General features: G+C 68.6%; 1 protein-coding gene. It reads right to left on the reverse strand.

What is annotated here, in order from left to right; all coding sequences use genetic code 11:
• Window positions 1–1,784, reverse strand: a 1,784-nt coding sequence (locus tag MOV75_RS36720; protein ID WP_247007829.1) for a pseudouridine synthase, incomplete at both ends; no start/stop codon positions are given.

Genomic DNA, 1,784 nt, shown 5'->3' on the forward strand with positions numbered 1-1,784 from the left:
CACCAGCACGCGGCGGCCCTTGCGGTCGTTGATCACGCCGCGCTTGCTGACGGGCTTCGTCTCGCGCGGCGCATCGTCGTCGCTTGAAGCGGACTTCTGCGGCACGTCGAACTGCGCCCCCGCCTTCTCGATCACCTTGTCGCCGAGTTGGTCGCGCAGCACCCGCGACTTGATCTCCTCGACCTGGCCTTCGGGGACCTCGCCGAGCTGGAACGGACCGTAGGACACACGGATCAGCCGGTTCACCTCGAGCCCGAGATGGGCGCAGACATTGCGCACCTCACGATTCTTGCCCTCGCGGATCGCAAACACCAGCCAGACATTGGCGCCCTGGTCGCGCTCCAGCGTCGCTTCGATCGGACCGTATTTTACGCCCTCGACCTCGATGCCATTTTTGAGCTCGTCGAGCTGCGCCTGGGTGACGTCGCCATGGGCGCGAACGCGGTAGCGGCGCAGCCAGCCGGTATCGGGGAGCTCGAGCGTGCGCGCGAGCCCGCCGTCATTGGTGAGCAGCAGCAGGCCCTCGGTGTTGAAGTCGAGCCGCCCGACGCTGATCAGCCGCGGCAGGCCTTCCGGCAGATTGTCGAACACGGTCGGACGCCCCTCGGGGTCGTCATGTGTGGTCATCAGCCCGCGCGGCTTGTGATAGAGGAACAGCCGCGTGCGCTCGCGCTCCGGCAACGGCTTGCCGTCGACCAGGACGACGTCGTTCTTGGTGATGTCGAGCGCGGGCGAGTTGATGACACGACCGTTGACGGTGACGCGGCCCTGCGTGACCATTTCCTCGGCGTCGCGGCGCGAGGCAAGCCCCGCACGCGCCAGCGCCTTGGCGATGCGCTCGCCGGCCTTCTTCGGCTTCGACTCTTCTTCCCGGCGCGGCCGCCGGTCAAAATCACGGTCGCGCTCGCGATAGGCGCCGCGGCCACCGAAGGCGGGGCGTTTCTCGAAGATCCTGCTATCGTCCTCGTTTTCACGGCGCGGACGATCACCGAAACGGCCCTCGCTGCGCGGATGCTCGTGCCAATCGGAACGGCCTTCGGAGCGTTCGCGCGGACGATCGAATTTCGGACGGTCACGGAACGGACGATCACCCGACGGACGGTCGTCGCGCGAGCGCGAAAAGCGCGGACGGTCTTCGCCGCGGCCACCATCGCGACGGTCGTCGCGCTTCTGCCAGGGCTTGTCCTCGCCGCGGTCGCGGCCACCAAAATCCTTGCGCGGCCCACGATCCGGTGCACCACGCGAAAACTTTCGCTCGCCGCCGAATTTGCGCTCCGGGCGATCACCGCGCGGCGCACGATCACCGCGATCGAAATTCGGACGGTCGCCGCGCGGCTTGAAGCTGCGCTCGCCACGATCCTCACGCGGCCCGCGATCCGGCCCGCCTCGCGAAAACTTCCGCTCGCCGTCGAACTTGCGCTCCGGACGGTCGCCGCGCGGCGCGTAAGGGCGCTTGTCGCCGAACTTCGTGTCGCCGGACCGGCCGGCGGGACGGGAATCGTCACGATCCCGGCTGCGCGGCGGACGGTCGTCGCGGCCATAGGAAGGACGGTCACCGCGCGGCTTGAACGGCCGCTTCTCGCCATCGCGCGAGGAGCGATCGGAGAACGGACGGTCTTCACGCGGCTTGAAGGGACGGTCGCCACGCGGCTTGAAGCTGCGCTCGCCACGCCCCTCACCACCACGGTCGTCGCGCTTGAATTTCGGACGGTCGCTGAAATCGCGGCGCGGGGCATCGCCCTCCTCGCGGCGGCGGAACGGACGGTCGCCACGATCGGCGCGAG

This window comes from Bradyrhizobium sp. PRIMUS42, from assembly GCF_023006515.1.
In the GTDB taxonomy this organism is placed as follows: domain Bacteria; phylum Pseudomonadota; class Alphaproteobacteria; order Rhizobiales; family Xanthobacteraceae; genus Bradyrhizobium.